The organism is Pseudomonas sp. 300 (genome assembly GCF_055803035.1).
Window position 1 is genome coordinate 80,335 of sequence record NZ_JAVLRV010000003.1, and the last position, 18,690, is coordinate 99,024.

15 protein-coding genes are annotated in these 18,690 nt (G+C 59.7%); 8 read left to right on the plus strand and 7 right to left on the minus strand.

Annotation, left to right across the window (positions count from 1 at the left end; translation table 11 throughout):
* Positions 1–40 precede the first annotated feature (40 nt).
* The 7 genes from pqqF (at position 41) to Q7W83_RS25765 (ending at position 7,783) form a co-directional block, all read left to right on the plus strand.
* Positions 41–2,467, plus strand: a complete 2,427-nt coding sequence (pqqF, locus tag Q7W83_RS25735) for a pyrroloquinoline quinone biosynthesis protein PqqF (RefSeq protein WP_473657794.1) — start codon at positions 41–43, stop codon at positions 2,465–2,467.
* 155 nt (positions 2,468–2,622) lie between these two features.
* Complete coding sequence (gene pqqA, locus Q7W83_RS25740; protein WP_473658389.1) at positions 2,623–2,697, plus strand: pyrroloquinoline quinone precursor peptide PqqA; 75 nt, start codon at positions 2,623–2,625, stop codon at positions 2,695–2,697.
* Positions 2,698–2,769: 72 nt separating this feature from the next.
* A complete protein-coding gene (gene pqqB / locus Q7W83_RS25745) occupies positions 2,770–3,681 on the plus strand; it encodes a pyrroloquinoline quinone biosynthesis protein PqqB (RefSeq protein WP_150639131.1) in 912 nt (303 codons plus the stop codon).
* Between the two features lie 138 nt (positions 3,682–3,819).
* On the plus strand, positions 3,820–4,572 hold the full coding sequence (gene pqqC / locus Q7W83_RS25750) for a pyrroloquinoline-quinone synthase PqqC (RefSeq protein WP_150633690.1): 753 nt from the start codon (positions 3,820–3,822) through the stop codon (positions 4,570–4,572).
* Positions 4,569–4,844: a pyrroloquinoline quinone biosynthesis peptide chaperone PqqD gene (pqqD, locus tag Q7W83_RS25755; RefSeq protein ID WP_150633691.1), complete on the plus strand. Its 276-nt coding sequence runs from the start codon at positions 4,569–4,571 to the stop codon at positions 4,842–4,844. The genes pqqC and pqqD overlap by 4 nt, the downstream gene beginning before the upstream one ends.
* A gap of 4 nt (positions 4,845–4,848) precedes the next feature.
* On the plus strand, positions 4,849–5,991 hold the full coding sequence (gene pqqE / locus Q7W83_RS25760) for a pyrroloquinoline quinone biosynthesis protein PqqE (RefSeq protein WP_191623747.1): 1,143 nt from the start codon (positions 4,849–4,851) through the stop codon (positions 5,989–5,991).
* Positions 5,957–7,783, plus strand: coding sequence for a S9 family peptidase (locus tag Q7W83_RS25765; protein WP_473657798.1), 1,827 nt, complete (start codon positions 5,957–5,959; stop codon positions 7,781–7,783). Before pqqE ends, Q7W83_RS25765 begins: the two co-directional genes overlap by 35 nt.
* 104 nt (positions 7,784–7,887) lie before the next feature.
* On the opposite strand, the gene Q7W83_RS25770 is transcribed toward Q7W83_RS25765, so the two are convergent.
* Together Q7W83_RS25770 and Q7W83_RS25775 are read right to left on the minus strand one after the other, a co-directional pair.
* Entirely contained in the window at positions 7,888–8,046 is a 159-nt protein-coding gene (locus Q7W83_RS25770; protein ID WP_007904205.1) for a YqaE/Pmp3 family membrane protein, read from the minus strand.
* A 207-nt stretch (positions 8,047–8,253) separates the two neighbouring features.
* A complete protein-coding gene (locus tag Q7W83_RS25775) occupies positions 8,254–9,537 on the minus strand; it encodes an aspartate aminotransferase family protein (RefSeq protein WP_473657802.1) in 1,284 nt (427 codons plus the stop codon).
* 169 nt (positions 9,538–9,706) lie between these two features.
* Between Q7W83_RS25775 and Q7W83_RS25780 the strand changes: the two genes are divergently transcribed.
* Positions 9,707–10,627, plus strand: coding sequence for a LysR family transcriptional regulator (locus tag Q7W83_RS25780; protein WP_150633695.1), 921 nt, complete (start codon positions 9,707–9,709; stop codon positions 10,625–10,627).
* A 227-nt stretch (positions 10,628–10,854) separates the two neighbouring features.
* Here the strand turns inward: Q7W83_RS25780 and Q7W83_RS25785 are convergent, their stop codons facing one another.
* From Q7W83_RS25785 to Q7W83_RS25805, 5 genes are all read right to left on the minus strand, one after another.
* The gene (locus tag Q7W83_RS25785; RefSeq protein ID WP_150633696.1) at positions 10,855–12,633 is read right to left on the minus strand and encodes an acyl-CoA dehydrogenase C-terminal domain-containing protein; all 1,779 of its coding nucleotides are present in this window, start codon (positions 12,631–12,633) and stop codon (positions 10,855–10,857) included.
* Positions 12,634–12,807: 174 nt separating this feature from the next.
* The gene (locus tag Q7W83_RS25790; RefSeq protein ID WP_150639124.1) at positions 12,808–14,604 is read right to left on the minus strand and encodes an acyl-CoA dehydrogenase C-terminal domain-containing protein; all 1,797 of its coding nucleotides are present in this window, start codon (positions 14,602–14,604) and stop codon (positions 12,808–12,810) included.
* Positions 14,605–14,694: 90 nt separating this feature from the next.
* Entirely contained in the window at positions 14,695–15,981 is a 1,287-nt protein-coding gene (locus Q7W83_RS25795; RefSeq protein ID WP_150633698.1) for a GGDEF domain-containing protein, read from the minus strand.
* 274 nt (positions 15,982–16,255) lie between these two features.
* The gene (locus Q7W83_RS25800) at positions 16,256–18,061 is read right to left on the minus strand and encodes a phenylacyl-CoA dehydrogenase (protein WP_150639123.1); all 1,806 of its coding nucleotides are present in this window, start codon (positions 18,059–18,061) and stop codon (positions 16,256–16,258) included.
* A gap of 278 nt (positions 18,062–18,339) precedes the next feature.
* Positions 18,340–18,636 (minus strand): pyrroloquinoline quinone biosynthesis protein PqqE, encoded by a 297-nt coding sequence (locus Q7W83_RS25805; protein WP_150639122.1) that lies wholly within the window; start codon positions 18,634–18,636, stop codon positions 18,340–18,342.
* Between the last annotated feature and the right edge of the window lie 54 nt (positions 18,637–18,690).

The following is an 18,690-nucleotide window of genomic DNA, read 5'->3' on the forward strand; positions in this document are numbered from 1 at the left end:
TATCCGCTAGCATTAGCGCTTCCCTGTTCTGGAAGTGCTCATGCCTGCGCTGAATCCCCCTCGCCCTCACACTGAAATCCTGGCCAACGGCTTGCGGGTGACGCTGCGTCATGCCCCGAATCTGAAGCGTTGTGCGGCCGCGTTGCGGGTCGCTGCCGGCAGTCATGATGTGCCGCTGGCATGGCCCGGCCTGGCGCATTTTCTTGAACACCTGTTGTTTCTCGGTACCGAGCGTTTTCCTGCGGAACAAGGGCTGATGGCCTACGTGCAAGGTCATGGCGGGCAGGTGAATGCGCGGACCAGCGAGCGCACCACCGACTTCTTTTTTGAACTGCCGCCTCAGGCATTCAGCGGTGGGCTGGAGCGTCTGTCGGACATGCTCGCTCACCCGCGTATGAATCCGGACGATCAGCAGCGGGAACGGGAAGTGTTGCAGGCAGAGTTTGTTGCCTGGTCGCAGGACGCGACGGCACAACAGCAACTGGCGCTGTTCGATGGACTTTCGCCAACTCACCCGTTGCGCGGCTTTCATGCCGGCAACCGCGACAGCCTGCCGGTGCCGAAGCCAGAGTTTCAGAATGCGTTGAAAGATTTCCATCAACGGTTTTATCAGACCGGGCAGATGACGCTGAGCCTGGCCGGCCCGCAAAGTATCGAAGAGCTGAAGCAAATGGCACTGAGTTTCGGCGCGGCGATCCCCGTGGGAGCAATCGTCCCGCAACAGGCGCCTGTGCCGCTGATGGAATCTTCGGGCGCGAGTTATCAACAGCTGAACGAACGCAGGCTTGATCTGCTGTTTACCTTCGAATCGCTGCCCACTTCTTCGACCGAAGCCATGGCGTTTCTGTGCCATTGTTTGAACGCCTCGAAACCCGGCGGGCTGCTGGCTGAATTGCGCGCACGCGGCTTGGCTGAGCACTTGAACGCTGAGCTGCTCTACCAATTTGCCGGACAAGCCGTGCTGCACGTTGAATTCACAACGACCGCATCGGCGAGCGTGCTGCACGAGAAGCTGCTGGATTGGCTGGGCTTTTTTGCTTCGCAGCAAGACTGGGCCGCTCTGCGTGAAGAGTACGCGGTCGTGCTTCAGCGCCAGCAACAAATCAGCGGTGCGCTGCAACTGGCCCGACTCGACAGCGAACAGCTGGAAACAGGCTTGTCCGAGCAAGGCGTTGCAGCGCTCAAGGGCATCCTGAAGAAAATCGGCGCTGTGGATAACTTCAGCGGTGACTGGCAACTGCCGGCACCGAATCCTTTCTTGCGCACCGAAGCGCCGCCGCAAAACGCCGGGCTGATTCGCGGGCAAACCAGCAAGCACCGTGGCTTGCGCACATTTGCCCAGGACCGTTCGCGCAGCCGTCGTGAAAGTTCTCCAATGCAATTCAGCCAGGCTTTGCCGGATAACACCGCTGAAGGCGCGATTTATTTGCGTTGGCGGCTCGAGGCCGAACCTCATCGGCACCTTCAACAGCGTCTGGAAAACAGCCTGCAGCCACTGCGCGAGGAAGCGCGTCAGGCAGGCGTCGACTTTTCCTTCAGCGCATCGGGCAATGAATGGCTGCTGAAGATGACGGGGCTGCAGGAACCGATGCCGAGCGTTCTCGCACATGCACAGAAAGAGCTGACACAACCTGCCAGCGATTTCTCACAGGAAGAACCGAAAAGCCCTGCGTTGATCCCGATTAAACACCTGCTCAAGGCACTGCCCAATCTTCTCCTTGAGCGCAGCGGTGTCTCTGAAGACCTGCAGCAGCTATGGTCAAGTGCGCGCTGGGACGGTCTGGCAACAGGCCTTTCAGCACACACTCAAGCAGCCATGGGTTTGGCCCTGAGCCGGGTGCCAGGCGTTGCCGACACCCAACCGTCCACGCCGGTCTCGATCAACTCGCAGCGACTGTGGACAACGCTCGACACCGACTCCCGCGAACATGCGTTGTTGCTGTTCTGTCCGACAGCTACCCAGGACATCTGCGACGAAGCCGCCTGGCGTTTGTTGGCGCTTGTCTGTCAGACGCCGATCTATCAGCGCCTGCGCGTGGAGCTGCAATTGGGTTACGCGGTGTTCAGCGCACTGCGTCAGATCCACGGGCAGACCGGAATCCTGCTTGGCGTGCAGTCTCCGGGCACCTCGCCATTGAAGTTGCTGGAACACATGGAGTGCTTCCTGAGCGACCTGCCCGGATTGGTCGAAGGGATCGACGAGGCGGCGTTCATCGCCCAGCGCCAGGCGTTGGCCGATCAATTCGACATAGCCGCCTTACCCTTGGCCCAGGCTGCCGAACTGCTCTGGCAAGGCACGCTGGCCGGCCGCTCGTCGGATTACCTGTCGCAGCTGACCTTATCGATTCTGGCCACCGACCGCTCCGCCCTGCTGGCCGCCGCCTATCGACTGAAGAACGCCGAAGGCGGCTGGCGCGGTCTGGCCAGCAGTTCGGAACCGCAAGCACCTTGGCAAGTGACAAAATGATCATTACCGCTGCTGCAATTAGCTTTTTCCGAGATTACAGGCCAATCGCTCTGTAATTTTGAGTAACATAGCCACCTAACTATCTGAACATCTCCGGCTGGAGGTGGACTATATGTATAGATCTCAACCGTCCCATCACCTGAAGGAGCGCTCCCATGTCCTGGGCCAAACCTGCTTACACCGACCTGCGTATCGGCTTTGAAGTCACCATGTACTTCGCAAGCCGCTAAGTTTGTCCTGCCGTTCAGCGCCTCGGTTTGCCGAGGCGTTTTTATTTTCAGCGTTGAAATGATGGAGCACCCATGTTTGTCCAGATTCTAGGTTCCGCCGCTGGCGGCGGTTTCCCCCAGTGGAACTGCAACTGCGTGAACTGCGCGGGTTTTCGCGACGGGAGCCTGAACGCCAAGGCGCGAACCCAATCGTCCATCGCGATTTCCGATGACGGCGTGAACTGGGTGCTGTGCAACGCCTCGCCGGACATCCGTGCCCAGCTCCAGAGTTTCACCCCGATGCAACCGGGCCGCGCCCTGCGCGATACCGGCATCAGCGCGATCATCCTGATGGACAGCCAGATCGACCACACCACCGGCCTGCTCAGCCTGCGCGAGGGTTGCCCGCACAACGTCTGGTGCACCGACATGGTCCATGAAGACCTGAGCACCGGTTTCCCATTGTTCACCATGCTGACCCACTGGAACGGCGGGCTGAACTGGAACCGCATCGAGCTCGACCAAAGCTTCACCATCCCGGCGTGCCCGAGCCTGCGTTTCACCCCTCTGCCGCTGCGCAGCGCTGCGCCGCCGTATTCGCCGCACCGCTTCGACCCGCATCCGGGCGACAACATCGGGTTGATCGTTGAAGACCTGAGTACCGGCGGCAAGCTGTTCTACGCGCCGGGCCTGGGCAAGGTCGACGCGCCGCTGCTGGAGATCATGGCCGGCAGCGACTGCCTGCTGGTGGACGGCACGATGTGGGACGACGACGAAATGCAGCGCCGTGGCGTCGGCACCCGCACCGGCCGGGAGATGGGTCACCTGGCGCAGAACGGCCCCGGCGGTATGCTGGAAGTGCTGGAACAGTTGCCCAAGCAGCGCAAGGTGCTTATCCACATCAACAACACCAACCCGATTCTCGATGAGGATTCACCTGAGCGTGCCGAGCTGGTTCGGCGTGATGTTGAAGTGGCGTATGACGGCATGAGTATTGTGTTGTAGGGCATCGAGACCGCTGCACGGTCTATCGCCAGCAGGCTGGCTCCCACAGGGGAATGCGATCAACTGTGGGAGCCAGCCTGCTGGCGATGAGGCCGATCCAGACGCCACAAAATCCACCGGCTGCACCCGGAGACCGAAATGACTGACACCGCAATGTCCCCCGCCGAATTCGAAGCGGCCCTGCGCGCCAAGGGCGCCTACTACCACATCCATCACCCGTACCACGTGGCGATGTATGAAGGCCGGGCGACCCGCGAGCAGATCCAGGGCTGGGTCGCAAACCGCTTCTATTATCAGGTGAACATTCCCCTGAAGGACGCCGCCATCCTTGCCAATTGCCCGGACCGCGAGATCCGCCGCGAGTGGATTCAACGCCTGCTCGACCATGACGGCGCCCCCGGTGAAGACGGCGGTATCGAAGCCTGGTTGCGTCTGGGCCAAGCCGTCGGCCTCGACCCGGATCAACTGCGCTCCCAGGAACTGGTGCTGCCCGGCGTACGTTTCGCCGTGGACGCCTACGTCAATTTCGCCCGCCGGGCCAATTGGCAGGAAGCCGCCAGCAGCTCACTGACCGAGCTGTTCGCGCCGCAGATCCACCAATCGCGCCTAGACAGCTGGCCGCAGCATTACCCGTGGATCGACCCGGCCGGTTACGAATATTTCCGCACGCGCCTGGGCCAGGCGCGCCGCGACGTGGAACACGGTCTGGCGATCACGTTGCAGCACTACACGACGCGGGACGGCCAAGAGCGCATGCTGGAAATTCTCCAATTCAAACTGGACATTCTTTGGAGCATGCTCGATGCCATGAGCATGGCCTACGAACTGAAACGCCCGCCGTATCACAGCGTGACCGAGCAACGGGTCTGGCATAAAGGAATCACCTTATGAGTTTCGATCGCAGCAAGACCCCGACCTGGCGCCCCGGCTACCGTTTTCAGTACGAACCGGCGCAGAAAGGCCATGTGCTGCTCTACCCGGAAGGCATGATCAAGCTCAATGAAAGCGCCGCGCTGATCGGTGGTTTGATCGACGGTGAACGTAATGTCGCGGCGATCATCGCCGAACTGGACGCGCAGTTCCCCGGCGTGCCGGAGCTCGGTGACGACATCGAGCAATTCATGGAGGTCGCCCGTGCTCAGCACTGGATCGAACTTGCCTGATTCCGTGTCAGACACGTTACCGCCCAAACCGGAAATCGGTCTGCCGCTGTGGCTGCTGGCGGAACTGACCTACCGCTGCCCGTTGCAATGCCCGTACTGCTCCAATCCGCTGGATTTCGCCGAGCAAGGCAAAGAGCTGAGCACCGAGCAGTGGATCAAAGTGTTCCGCGAAGCGCGGGAAATGGGCGCCGCGCAGCTGGGCTTTTCCGGCGGCGAACCGCTGGTGCGCCAGGACCTCGCCGAGCTGATTGCCGAAGCGCGCAAGTTGGGTTTCTACACCAACCTGATCACCTCCGGCATCGGCCTCACCGAGCAGAAAATCAGCGACTTCAAGAAGGCCGGCCTGGACCATATCCAGATCAGCTTCCAGGCCAGCGACGAGCAAGTGAACAACTTGCTGGCCGGCTCGAAAAAGGCTTTCGCGCAGAAGCTGGAAATGGCTCGCGCGGTAAAGGCTCATGGCTATCCGATGGTGCTGAACTTCGTCACCCATCGGCACAACATCGACAAGATCGACCGGATCATCGAGCTGTGCATCGCCCTTGAGGCGGACTTCGTCGAACTCGCCACCTGCCAGTTTTACGGTTGGGCGCAGCTCAATCGGGTCGGACTGTTGCCAACCAAGGAACAACTGGTCCGCGCCGAACGCATCACCAACGAATACCGCGCCAAACTCGAAGCCGAAGGGCATCCGTGCAAGCTGATTTTCGTCACGCCGGACTACTACGAAGAACGCCCGAAAGCCTGCATGAATGGCTGGGGCAGTATTTTTCTGACAGTCACGCCAGACGGAACTGCGCTGCCGTGTCATGGCGCCCGACAGATGCCTGTACAGTTTCCCAACGTGCGCGATCACAGCATGCAGCACATCTGGTACGACTCGTTTGGCTTCAACCGCTTTCGCGGTTACGACTGGATGCCCGAGCCATGCCGCTCGTGCGACGAAAAAGAGAAGGACTTCGGCGGCTGCCGTTGCCAGGCATTCATGCTCACGGGTGACGCCAGCAACGCCGACCCGGTGTGCAGCAAGTCGGAACATCACGGCGTGATTCTCAAGGCCCGCGAAGAAGCCGAGCACGCGACCCAGACCATCGAACAACTGGCCTTTCGCAATGAACGAAACTCCCGCCTCATCGCAAAAAGCTGACCCCTTCAGCGCCGCCAAAGCGGTCGCTGCCGGTGTCGACTTTGCCGAACTACAGGTTGGCCAGCATGGCCTGTTCTGGAACGAGTACCGTCCCGAGGACGCCGCTTGCCGCATCTGGCATTGGCGCGATGGCCAGGCGCACTGCCTGACGCCGGTGGGTTTCAGCGTGCGCAGCCGGGTGTACGAATATGGCGGCGGAGCGTTCTGTCTGACAGATGACGGGGTGGTTTTCGTCAACGAGACGGATCAGCAGTTGTATCGCCAATCGCTGGCAGGCGAAACGCCCGAAGTGCTGACATCCGGTGAATGCCGCTACGGCGATCTGCAGTTTGCCAACGGGCAAGTGTTGGCCGTTGAAGAACATTGGGATCGGCATCGTCTGGTGGCCATCAACCTGGTGGACGGCGTACGTCATCTGTTGGCCGAAGGTGCGGACTTTTATGCCGCACCGACGTTGAGCCCTGACGCTCAACGGTTGGCCTGGATCGAGTGGAGTCGCCCGGACCAACCATGGACCGCGACTCGCCTGATGGTTGCCGACCGCCAGAGCGATGGCCGTTTCGCTCAAGCCCGTTGTGTGGCGGGCGATGGTGTTCAGGAGTCGCTGCAACAACCGCGATTCGATGACAGTGGTCGTCTGTATTGTCTGACGGATCGTGGCGGCTACTGGCAGCCGTGGGTCGAGTCGTCCAATGCGTTGCGTCCGCTGCCCGGCGCTGCGGCTGATCATGGGCCCGCGCCCTGGCAGTTGGGGGGTTGTACTTGGCTGCCCTTGAGTGAAAACAGCTACCTGGCCAGTTGGACCGAAGACGGATTCGGCCGACTGGGCATTGGGGGTGACACCACAGAAGACTTCACCGGGGACTACAGCCGATTCCGACATCTCGCACTGGATGATCAATTCATCTACTGCATCGCCGCTTCGCCGGTCAGCTCGTCAGCCGTGATCGCCATTGACCGCAAAACCCGACAGGTCAGGGTCTTGGCCGGGGGAGTCGCACCATTACCCGCCGAGAAAATCAGCGTCCCGCAAACCTTGCGCTACCCGAGCGGTGCAGGCGAGGCTCACGGTTTTTTCTACCCGGCGATGACTGGCGAAGCAAAGCCGCCGCTGGTGGTGTTCATCCACGGCGGCCCGACATCGGCGTGCTACCCGATGCTCGATCCGCGCATCCAGTACTGGACACAACGCGGCTTCGCCGTGGCCGACCTCAACTACCGAGGCAGCAGCGGCTACGGCCGCGCTTACCGCCAGGCGTTGCATTTGAGTTGGGGTGACGTGGATGTGGAAGATGCCTGCGCGGTGGTCGCCCATCTCGCCGAACGCGGATTGATCGACGGTGACCAGGCATTTATTCGCGGTGGCAGTGCCGGCGGCTATACCACGCTGTGTGCGTTGGCGTTTCAGCAGGTCTTCCGTGCGGGCGCCAGCCTCTACGGCGTCAGCGATCCCGTCGCACTGGGCCGCGCGACCCACAAGTTTGAAGGCGATTATCTGGATTGGCTGATTGGTGATCCTGAACAGGATGTCGAGCGCTACGCCGCACGCACGCCATTGCTGCATGCGAGCAACATCAGCGTGCCAGTGATTTTCTTTCAGGGCGAACTGGACGCCGTGGTCGTGCCGCAACAGACCCGCGACATGGTCGAGGCGCTGCAGAAAAACGGCATTCTGGTTGAAGCACATTATTACGCAGACGAACGTCACGGCTTCCGCAAGGCCGGCAATCAGGCCCACGCGCTGGAGCAGGAATGGTTGTTTTATCGGCGGGTGATGGCGCTCGAAAGCTGAAACCGCGTCGCTTCAATCGCCGGCAAGCCAGCGCCTACAGGACCTGTGAGATCCCTGCAGGAGCTGGCTTGCCGACGAAAGCGATCTATCTGACACCGTGACACTCAACGTTTGGCGATGATGTAGACCGCATGCACGATCCCAGGAATGTAACCGCACAACGTCAGCAGAATATTCAGCCAGAACGCGCCAGCGAAACCGACTTGCAGAAACACACCCAGTGGCGGCAATAGAATGGCGATGATGATGCGAATGAAGTCCATGGGGCAGCTCCTGAGTTGAAGTGGGCTCGTGTGAGCCTTACTGCTAATCGACCAACACCGTTCGTCAGGGTTCAGTGCGAATGCTCACTGAATACCGATATCCAAATGAATCTGTGGACAAAAAAACGCCCCACGTCAAAAGAATCAAACGTGGGGCGATGCGTTATACCGCGAGACGGTTCGGGAATTCGTGTAGGGCGGTTCTGATCAGACGGCAATCCCTTTGCGGCATTGCAGTTGTGCGGTACGCACTCGGGAAAAGGCGCGGGCCAGGCGCAGGAGCATTTCGTCGATGTTCGCCTTGCTGACGCTGAGCGCCGGGGTGAAACGCAGGCAATCGGCTTGCGGGGCGTCGAGTAGCAGGCCTTCGTACAATGCGGCCTTGACCACGGCTTCAGCCGAATCGTCGGACAGGGTCAGCCCCCAGAGCAAGCCCTGACCACGCAGTTCGCCGTGGCCATAGCGATGAGCCAGACGTGCCAGGCCTTCGCGCAAGTGCTGGCCGGTTTCCCTGACATGTTCGAGAAAACTCTTGTCCTGCACGCTATCGAGCACAGCCAGACCCGCAGCGGTCATCAGCGCATTGCCATGATGGGTGCCCGTCAGCTCGCCGACGTCGAAACAACAAGCCTTGCCTCGCGCCAGCAGCGCCGCCAAGGGCACGCCACCGCCAAGGCCTTTGCCGAGGACGACGATATCGGCGCGCACGTCGTAGGACTGTTCCGCGAGTAAGGTGCCGAGGCGACCGAGACCGGTTTGCACTTCGTCGAAGATCAACAGGATACCGAGCTCACGGCACAGGCGTTCGACACCCTTGAGGTAATGTTCGGTGGCGGGGATTACCCCGGCTTCGTTCTGGATCGGTTCAAGCATGATCGCCACGGTCCGGGCGTCTACGGCGGCGTGTAGCGCGGCCAGATCATTGAACGGCACATGGCTGAAGCCCGGAAGTTGCGGCTCGAAGCGGTTGGTCAGCCTGGAACTGTCCGACGCCGGAATCGTCCCGAGACTACGACCATGGCAACCGTTGTTGGCCACGACGATTCGCGATGCACCACCGCGATGCTGCTGGCCCCACTTGCGCGCCAGTTTGATCGCCGCTTCACAGGCTTCGCTGCCACTGTTGAGCAGGTACGCCTGGTCACTGCCGGTGCTGACGCAGAGCCGCTCGGCGAGGTTGAGCATGCCGCGGTTATACAGGCCGAAGCCGGGGTTAATCAGCGATTGAGCCTGCGCCGTAATCGCATTGACCAGTACCGAAGGGCTATGTCCGAGGCTATTGGCTCCGCCACCCTGTGAAAAATCCAGATAGGCGCGGTCGTCGCTGTCCCACAACCAGGAGCCCTGACCGCGCACAAAGATCTGTTTCGGCCGCTCGACACTGGGCATCAGGCATTCGCTGGAAAGATTGTCACTTCGGGACGGCAGGAAAGTGTCCTCGCCCAAGTCATCAAGGCTGGGAGCGTTGCGCCGTAAGTTGAACAAATTCATCCGAAAAAACCTCGTTCGAGGTGTTTTGCCTTACCTATGTAAACACTCTCGGCGTAAACGGTAGTCATCGCGCTCTATGGCCCTGCAAGCCTTGTGAATGCGGTTAGACTAGGCTCATGCAAGGCCTTGAGCCATTTCGATTTCCCAGTATTTTCAATAAGCAAAACTTATGGATTTCAAACAACTGCGTTATTTCGTCGCGGTCTACGAAGAGGGCCATGTGGGCAGGGCCGCCGAGCGGCTTTCAATCTCCCAACCGGCACTCTCCCAACAGATTCGTCAGCTCGAAAAAGATCTCGATGTGAGCCTGTTCGAGCGCAGTAGCAAACGCTTGCTGCCGACCTTGGCCGCTCACACGCTGTACAACCACGCCCTGCCCTTGCTCGATGGCCTGCAACGGGCGCGTGAAGCATTGGGCACCTTCAAGGGCCAAGCGCTGCGCACCCTGGCCATTGGCGTGCTGCAAACCGTCCACACCAGCCTGGTGCCGCAGATGCTTGAGCGCGTGCGCAAGGCGCAGCCGCACTTGGTGGTGCAGATCTATGAACTGACGGGACTGGAGATCGAACGGCGGCTGCTCAATGGGTCGCTGGACATCGGCATCAGCTACCTGCCACCCCGTCAGCCGGGGCTGCACGGCGTGATGCTGTATGAAGATGAACTGACACTGGTCATCCCGGCGGATCACCCGCTGCGCGAATTCAAGAAAGTCTCCATGAGTCAGGCCGCCGAGTTGCCGATGTTGCTGCTGGGTGAAGAGTTTCAGGTGCGGCAGATCTGGCAGACGCAACTGGCCAGCCTGGGTCGACGCCCGCAAGTGCAGGCTGAACTGAACAACATGGCGGGGATTCTCGACAGCCTGCCGCACACCCGGTTGGCAACCGTCCTGCCCGGGCGCTCGCAGAAGCTGCTGGACAACAACGAACTGCTCTGGAAACCGCTGACCGAGCCACGGGTGCCATTGAAAGTCGGGTTGGTGTGTCGCGATGTGCAACGGCAACAAGCATCACTGGCCCTGTTGCGGACCTTGCTGGAAGAAGTGATGAATGGACCGAACGAAGGCTCGACACCCCTGAATGGGCTGAGCTGACTACTTTTCTGCGGGCAAAAGAAAACCCCGCCGAAGCGGGGCTTTGCAGACTGTTTCCCTGACATCCATTTCGCTCCGCCGTCCTGGCAGAATCCTACGTGTCCGTGTTGTTGCTTTGCGCTTCCTGCGCGACGTCCATGAGAAGTAGATTAGCTGTGGATCCAATCTTCATCTATGGGAGAAGAGCAGCACGTCATGTAAGCGAATGCTTACATGACGTTACATTGTCAGAACTGCGCCGCATCCAGCAGGAACAGCGACTCGCTACCGGCTTTCACCGACGCGCTCAACGAGTGGATACGCGGCAGCAGGCGTGCAAAATAGAACCGCGCCGTGCCCAGTTTGCTCGCGTAGAAATCGTCTTGCGCTTCTTTGCCGAAGGCTGCCTTGGCCATCAGTGCCCACATGTACGCATAGGACACATAACCGAAGGCTTGCAGATACTCGACCGAGGCCGCGCCGATTTCGTTCGGGTTGTTTTTCGCCCGATCCAGCAACCACGCCGTCAGTTCGTCAAGGGTGGTCACGGCATCGTTCAGCGGCTTGGTGAACTCAGCCAGGTCAGCGCTGGCCGTCGCGGTGAAGTGACGAATCTCGTCGGCGAACAGGTTGTAGAACGCCCCGCCGCTACCAACAATCTTGCGCCCGACAAGGTCCAGCGCCTGAATGCCGTTGGTGCCTTCGTAAATCTGGGTGATGCGCACATCACGAACCAGTTGCTCCTGGCCCCACTCACGAATGTAACCGTGGCCGCCGAACACCTGCTGGCCGTGAATGGTAGTTTCCAGACCGAGGTCCGTCAGGAACGCCTTGGCCACCGGGGTCAGCAGCGCCACCAGGTCTTCCGCGCGTTTGCGGGTGGTCGGGTCTTCGCTGAACTTGGCGGTGTCCAGTTGCATGGCCACGTACGTCGAGAACGCACGGCCGCCTTCGTTCGAGGCTTTCATGGTCAACAGCATGCGACGCACGTCGGGGTGGACGATGATCGGGTCCGCCGCTTTGTCCTTGTTCTGCGCGCCAGTCGGCGAACGGCTTTGCAGACGGTCGCGGGCGTATTCGATGGCATTCTGGTAAGAGCGCTCGCCAGAGGCCAGGCCCTGGATGCCGACGCCCAGACGTTCGTAGTTCATCATGGTGAACATCGCCGCCAGGCCTTTGTTCGGCTCGCCAACCAGATAGCCCACGGCTTCGTCGAAGTTCATCACGCAGGTCGCAGATGCCTGAATGCCCATCTTGTGCTCAATCGAACCGCAGGTCGCCGGGTTGCGCGCGCCCAGGCTGCCATCGGCATTGACCATGAACTTCGGCACCAGGAACAGCGAAATGCCTTTCGGACCCGCCGGTGCATCCGGCAACTTGGCCAGTACCAGGTGAATGATGTTCTCGGTCAGATCGTGTTCACCGCCGGTGATGAAGATCTTGGTGCCGCTGACTTTGTAGGAACCGTCGGCCTGAGGCTCGGCTTTGGTGCGGATGATCCCCAGGTCTGTACCGGCGTGCGGCTCGGTCAGGCACATCGAGCCGGCCCAGACGCCGGCGTACATGTTCGGCAGGTAAGCGGCTTTCAGCTCTTCGCTGGCGTGCGCGTTGATCGACAGGCAGGCACCGGCGGTCAGCATCGGGTACAGACCAAACGACAGGCTCGCGGAGTTGACCATTTCTTCGACCTGAGCCGAAACCGCCTTGGGCATGCCCATGCCGCCGTAGGTCGGATCGCCACCGACACCGACCCAACCGCCTTCAGCGTAAGTCTGATAAGCCTGTGGGAAACCTGCCGGCGTAGTGACGGCACCGTCCGCCCAATGGCAACCTTCTTCGTCAGCCGCACGGCTCAGGGGCGCGATGCTTTTGCTGGTGACCTTGCCGGCTTCTTCAAGAATGGCTTCAACGGTTTCCGCATCGACGGTCTCGGCCAGCGCAGGCAACTCGGCCCAGAGTTTGGCGACCTCGAATACTTCATTGAGGACGAAGCGCATATCGCGCAGGGGCGCTTTGTAGTCAGCCATGGCAAACCTCGCAAGATCTTTACAGGTGATTCGTAGGAAGAGTGTTTTCGTTAGGTCCGAGTGTAACCCAACAACTTTTGCGACACATAGGGTCAGCTAGTGACCCTTTTGTAATTTTTAGTCATCAGCAAAAAGCCCGCACTAGGCGGGCTTCCGTTAAACGTAACGGGACGACTACAGCGCAAACAACTCCGCCGGCAGCTTCATCAGGCAATCGCTACCCGCTTCAATGGCTGCGCGATGGGCGGCAGTGCGCGGCAGCAAGCGCTTGAAGTAAAACTCGCTGGTCGCCAGTTTGCCCCGGCAATAATCGGCATCGCCGCTGCCTGCATCCAGTTGTGACTGAGCCACCAGCGCCATGCGCAGCCACAAGTAGCCGAGGATGATGTAACCGCTATACATCAAGTAATCCACGGACGCAGCGCCCACTTCATCCGGGTTTTTCATCGCCGCCATGCCGACCTGCGTGGTCACTTCGCCCCACTGCTGATTCAGCCCATTGAGTTGCGCCACGTAGCTGGCGAGTTGCGGATGATCGGCGTTCGCCGCGCAGAACTTGTGAACGATTTTGGTAAAGCCGCGCAGCAGTTTGCCTTGGCTGCCGAGCACTTTACGCCCGAGCAAATCCAGTGCCTGAATGCCGTTGGTGCCTTCATAGATCGGTGCGATCCGGCAATCGCGAACCAACTGCTCCATGCCCCACTCACGAATGAAACCGTGTCCGCCGAACACCTGCATGCCGTGGTTGGTCACTTCCAGACCGGTGTCGGTCATGAAGGCCTTGCAGATCGGCGTCAGGAACGCCAACAGGTCTTCGGCGTCCTGCCGCGCGGTTTCATCCGGGCTCAGATGGGCGACATCGAGTAACTGCGCGGTGAAATAGGTGAGCGCGCGATTGCCTTCGTTGAAGGCCTTCATGGTCAGCAACATCCGGCGCACGTCGGGATGAACGATGATCGGGTCGGCGACTTTTTCCGGTGCTTTCGGGCCGGTCAGCGAACGCATTTGCAAGCGGTCGTTGGCGTACTTGATCGCGCCCTGAAAACTCGCCTCCCCCAGGCACAACCCCTGCATTCCGGTGCCGAGACGCGCATGGTTCATCATGGTGAACATGCAGTTCAGGCCCTTGTTCGGTTCGCCAATCAGGAAGCCCTTGGCCTCGTCGAAGTTGAGCACGCAGGTGGCCGAGGCCTTGATGCCCATTTTGTGCTCGATCGAGCCGCAGGAAACGCCGTTGCGCTCGCCCGCTTCACCGTCGGCATCGGGCAGAAATTTTGGAACGATGAACAGCGAAATGCCCTTGGTGCCCGCAGGCGCATCCGGCAGTTTCGCCAGCACGAGGTGAATGATGTTGTCGCTCATGTCGTGTTCGCCGGCCGAGATGAAAATCTTGCTGCCGGAGATCGCGTAACTGCCATCGGCGGCAGGCACGGCGCGGGTCTTGATGATGCCCAGGTCTGTGCCGCAATGGGCTTCGGTCAGGCACATGGTGCCGGTCCATTGACCAGCGGTGAGTTTGCTCAGGTAGGTGTCTTTCTGTTCTTCGGTGCCATGGGCGTGGATCGCCGACATCGCGCCGTGGGTCAGGCCCGGGTACATGCCCCAAGAGGTGTTGCTGGACCCGACCATCTCGCTGATGACCAACCCCAGCGAACTTGGCAAACCTTGGCCGCCGTAAGCGGGATCAGCCGCCAGGCCATGCCAGCCACCTTCCACGTATTGTGCGAAGGCTTGCTTGAAGCCTGTAGGCGTTGTCACCACGCCATTGTCGAAATGGCAGCCTTCTTCGTCGCCACTGCGATTGAGCGGTGCGAGAACGTTCTCGCAGAATTTCGCACCCTCTTCGAGGATCGCATTGACCATGTCCGGGCTGGCATCCGTAGCACCCAGTGCGGCGTAATTGCTGTGAAAATCGAAGACGTGGTCGATCAGAAAGCGCATGTCGCGCAGGGGAGCTTTGTATTCGGGCATGGTCATTTCTCCGGCAGCAGATTGATCAAACCTACTGCCGCCGACCACGCCTCACAATCACTGTCCAGACGCTGAATGCGCCATCATCACTCAACCCGCTGCCGCCTCGCGCACCGCACCACGACGGTTCTGTCCGTAAGCCACCACGCAGTTTCGCCCGGCGCCTTTGGCCGCGTAGAGCGCCTCATCGGCGGACTTGAGCACTTTTTCCGGATTGCGTTGCTCCACGCGTTCGGCGACGCCGATGCTGACGGTCACCGACACACTCGAAGCCCCAGATCCGGCACGACGCTGACGACCTTGCTGGTCATCCTGAGGGCGGTTGTCCTGGTTACGCAGTTGAATGTTGTAAGTGGCGATGGATTCACGGATGACTTCCAGATGCGGCATGCACTCTTCAAGCGTCTTGCCCGCGAACACCAGCGCGAATTCCTCACCGCCGTAGCGATACGCCCTACCGCCGCCGCCGATTTTCGACAGTTTGCTGGCAACCAGTCGCAACACCTGATCGCCGACGTCATGGCCATGGGTGTCGTTGAATTTCTTGAAGTGGTCGACGTCGCTCATGGCCAACACGTAATTGCGCCCCAGGCGCTGCATGCGCTCGTTCAACGCGCGGCGGCCGGGCAAACCGGTGAGCTCATCGCGGAAGGCCATTTGATAGGCTTCATGGGCAACCGCCGCCGCAATCATCAACATCACCTGACTGCACATGATGTTCAGGGTGAACGGCAGGATGAACGTCTTCGGCAACGCCCAGAACAACCCGAGCAAACCCACCAGTTGGGCGGCATGCAAGGGTCTCGGGTTACGCCAGTATTGCCAGCTCAGCAGCAGGAACGAAGCGATAAACACCGGGTAAGACAACTGAATCAGGCTCATCCACGCGCCATGCAGGGCCGGCCAGCGGATTTCCGACAGCCACATCAACAGCGCCTGTGGGTAACTTTGCTCCAGGCCCAATGCCACGCTGCCGACGGCCAGCAACACCGCGAAACGCGCGACCATGTCCTGGAACAGATGGGTACGCTCCTGCCACGCCGCGAATACGCCAAACATCAGCGGCAACAACAGGCAGCACAGGTGAAAGACCACGGCGGCGTCTTCACGCACTCTGCCGTTGTCGCGGTAATAGTCGGTCTGGGTGTCGAGCAGGTAGTAGGCGATGTACACCGTGACCATCAGAAACAGTTCACGCTGACGTCGGTAAACCGCGCAATAAGCGCCGCCGAGCAACAGCACCAACGTCGGCAGCACGTTGAACAGCGAAGTGAAGAAGACGTTCAGGTCCTTGACGTAAGCAGCCGCCAGCCCCGCAAGCAAAAGCAGAAGTGACGGTAGAAAATGACTGAAACGTACAGCGGAAGAACGCGGCAAGGGTAAAGCTCCGACCCGTCATGTCTATAGATGGCATTGTGCCCACTACTTTAACGGCAGTACCCCTGATTTTCTGAGTGTTTTGATAAGGTTTTTTTGACGCCGCATTAATGACTTCCATCCGGGCATCCAGTCATGCACGGTTCGCCCACCAAAGGTCGTTATAAAAGACGGGGAAACGGCCCCAACCACGGTTTTTTTTCACCAAAGCCGAGTGCAAAAAAAACCGCCACTCCCGAAGGAGCAGCGGTTTTTTAAAAGACCGCGTTAAGGCTTAGTAGCCCAGCGCGAAATCTTCTTCTTTCATGTCCATCAGGTTGTTGGCGCCCGACAGCATGGTTACAACGTGCGTGCGGGTACGCGGCAGGATGCGCTGGAAGTAGAAGCGCGCAGTCTGCAGCTTGGCGGTGTAGAACGCCGTTTCGGTAGTGCCGGCAGCCAGTTTTTCAGCAGCCAGACGCGCCATGTCAGCCCAGAAGTAGGCCAGGCAGGCGTAACCGGAGTACATCAGGTAGTCCACGGAGGCCGCGCCGACTTCTTCGCGGTCTTTCATGGCCGCCATACCGACCTTCATGGTCAACTCGCCCCATTCTTTGTTCAGTGCAGCCAGCGGCGTAACGAATTCCTGAACGGCTTCGTTGCCTTCGTTGGTCTGGCAGAACTTGTGGACGATCTTGGTGAAGCCTTTCAGGGCCTCGCCTTGAGTCATCAGCACTTTACGGCCCAGCAGGTCGAGTGCCTGGATGCCGGTGGTGCCTTCGTACAGCATCGAAATACGGCTGTCGCGAACGTTCTGCTCCATGCCCCACTCGGCGATGAAGCCGTGGCCGCCGTAGATTTGCACGCCGTGGTTAGCGGATTCGAAACCGACTTCAGTCATGAAGGCTTTGGCGATTGGCGTCATGAACGCCAGCAGCGCGTCGGCTTTCTTCTTCTCTTCTTCGTCCACGCCGTACTTGACGATGTCGACTTGCTTGGCGGTGAAGTAAACCATTGCGCGGTTGCCTTCGGCGAACGCTTTCATGGTCAACAGCATGCGGCGCACGTCAGGGTGCACGATGATCGGGTCAGCGGCTTTTTCCGGCGCTTTCGGGCCAGTCAGCGAGCGCATTTGCAGACGATCGCGAGCGTATTTCAGGCCGCCCTGGAAGCCGATTTCGGCGTGGGCCAGACCTTGCAGCGCGGTGCCCAGGCGTGCGGTGTTCATGAAGGTGAACATGCAGTTCAGGCCTTTGTTCGCCGGGCCGATCAGGAAACCGGTGGCCGCGTCGAAGTTCATCACGCAGGTGGCGTTGCCGTGGATGCCCATTTTGTGTTCCAGGGAACCACAGGTCACGGCGTTACGGGCACCGATCGAACCGTCTTCGTTCGGCATGAATTTCGGAACGATGAACAGCGAGATGCCTTTGGTGCCAGCCGGAGCATCCGGCAGGCGGGCCAGCACGATGTGGACGATGTTGTCGGCCATGTCGTGTTCGCCGGCCGAGATGAAGATCTTGGTGCCGGAGACTTTGTAGGAACCGTCAGCCTGAGGTTCGGCCTTGGTGCGCAGCATGCCCAGGTCGGTGCCGCAGTGTGGCTCGGTCAGGCACATGGTGCCGGTCCATTCGCCAGACACCAGTTTGGTCAGGTAGGCGTGTTGTTGCTCAGGCGTGCCGTGCTCGGAGATGGTGTTCATCGCACCGTGCGACAGGCCTGGGTACATGCCCCACGACCAGTTGGCTTCGCCGACCATTTCGCTGACGGCCAGACCCAGAGACTCCGGCAGGCCTTGGCCGCCGTGCTCTACGTCGTGGGCCAGGCTTGGCCAGCCGCCTTCGACGAATTGTTTGTAGGCTTCTTTGAAACCGGTCGGGGTTTTAACGCCGGACTCGCTCCAGGTGCAGCCTTCGGTGTCACCCACGCGGTTCAGCGGAGCCAGTACCTGCTCACAAAACTTGGCGCCTTCTTCGAGAATGGCGTCAACCATGTCCGGAGTTGCGTCCGAGCAAGCCGGAAGGCTCTGATAGTGCGCTTCGTAGCCGAGCAGTTCGTCACGAACGAAGCGAATATCACGCAAGGGGGCCTTGTAGTCAGGCATAGCGATAAACCTCTGCTGATGTAACCGGGAATGAACGACCGCGTTGATTTGTTGTGACGGTCAAACAGTTGTTTGAAACATACGTTTACGCCCAAATCTTGTCAAGCGCCGATCTTTTGCCGTTCGTCATCACTCCCCGCACAATGCCGCACACGCGACAACACAACGCCGTTGACTGAGCAACACGCCCTGCAGAAAAGTTTGGTTGGGGGAGAAGGACTTACGCACAAAAACGCCGCGAAGGGTCGCGGCGTTGGCAGAGCGGTTTCAGCGAATGATCAAGCGAAGGTGTCGATCAACGTACCGAGCATTTCATCGGAAGCTTTGGCAACTTTGACACCGGCCTCAACCTGAAACTTGCCCTGAGCCATCTCGACCATGTTGCTGGCGAGGTCCGACTGCTGGCTGCGATCAACAGAACGCAGGCGATTGACCTGAGCATCGGAGGACTGGCTGGTCACCGAACGCTCGACCATATTGTTGGCGATCTGGCCCGAGGCTTGATCAACACGGTTCTGCCCTGTCTGAATAGTGCTCAGACCGGCATAAAAAGCGCTACTTCCTGAGATTTCCATGGGAGAACTCGTCCTGCATAGGATCAATAGTGGCCATTGAACCAGAGCCGCCCG

Bases quoted from the DNA above. Each gene is read 5' to 3' on its own strand.
- Q7W83_RS25790 (WP_150639124.1), bottom strand. From the start codon at position 14,604: ATGCCCGAATACAAAGCTCCCCTGCGCGACATGCGCTTTCTGATCGAC.
- Q7W83_RS25780 (WP_150633695.1), top strand. From the start codon at position 9,707: ATGGATTTCAAACAACTGCGTTATTTCGTCGCGGTCTACGAAGAGGGC.
- pqqF (WP_473657794.1), top strand. From the start codon at position 41: ATGCCTGCGCTGAATCCCCCTCGCCCTCACACTGAAATCCTGGCCAAC.
- pqqC (WP_150633690.1), top strand. From the start codon at position 3,820: ATGACTGACACCGCAATGTCCCCCGCCGAATTCGAAGCGGCCCTGCGC.
- Q7W83_RS25800 (WP_150639123.1), bottom strand. From the start codon at position 18,061: ATGCCTGACTACAAGGCCCCCTTGCGTGATATTCGCTTCGTTCGTGAC.
- Q7W83_RS25765 (WP_473657798.1), top strand. From the start codon at position 5,957: ATGAACGAAACTCCCGCCTCATCGCAAAAAGCTGACCCCTTCAGCGCC.
- Q7W83_RS25805 (WP_150639122.1), bottom strand. From the start codon at position 18,636: ATGGAAATCTCAGGAAGTAGCGCTTTTTATGCCGGTCTGAGCACTATT.
- Q7W83_RS25770 (WP_007904205.1), bottom strand. From the start codon at position 8,046: ATGGACTTCATTCGCATCATCATCGCCATTCTATTGCCGCCACTGGGT.
- Q7W83_RS25785 (WP_150633696.1), bottom strand. From the start codon at position 12,633: ATGGCTGACTACAAAGCGCCCCTGCGCGATATGCGCTTCGTCCTCAAT.
- pqqB (WP_150639131.1), top strand. From the start codon at position 2,770: ATGTTTGTCCAGATTCTAGGTTCCGCCGCTGGCGGCGGTTTCCCCCAG.
- pqqD (WP_150633691.1), top strand. From the start codon at position 4,569: ATGAGTTTCGATCGCAGCAAGACCCCGACCTGGCGCCCCGGCTACCGT.
- Q7W83_RS25775 (WP_473657802.1), bottom strand. From the start codon at position 9,537: ATGAATTTGTTCAACTTACGGCGCAACGCTCCCAGCCTTGATGACTTG.